Annotated in this window: 1 protein-coding gene; it reads left to right on the forward strand. The window is 58.7% G+C overall.

Going from position 1 to position 450, the window contains the following annotated elements:
• Positions 1-450, forward strand: a 450-nt coding sequence (locus QN370_RS20610) for an amidohydrolase family protein (protein WP_323581832.1), incomplete at both ends; no start/stop codon positions are given.

The raw sequence follows: 450 nt of genomic DNA on the forward strand, positions 1-450 counted from the left end.
AACATTACCCTGCAAGGTCGCCATGACAGTTATCCGAAGCGTCGTGGGATGACCCGTGTACCGGAGTTAATGGCGGCTGGTATTGTTGTTGCATTCGGGCATGATTGCGTGATGGACCCATGGTATCCGCTCGGCAGTGCTGACATGCTGGAGGTCGCGCAAATGGGATTGCATGTCGCACAGATGACCGGCCAGGACGCGATGCGCAACTGTTTCGATGCTGTCACGACCGCACCGGCCACCATCCTCGGACTGGATGGCTACGGTATCGCCATCGGAGGCAAGGCGGATATGGTGTTGTTGCAGGCCCGCGATAAAGTTGACGCGATTAGATTGCGTGCAACCCGTCTGGTGGTCATCCGTGCAGGCAAAGTGATATCGCGTACTCCGGCGGCGACGGCGATGCTGGATCTGCCAGGCAGGCCGGCGGAGGTAGATTGGATTGTGCGC

Origin of the sequence: Actimicrobium sp. CCI2.3 (assembly GCF_035019065.1) — a bacterium.
GTDB lineage: Bacteria > Pseudomonadota > Gammaproteobacteria > Burkholderiales > Burkholderiaceae_D > Actimicrobium.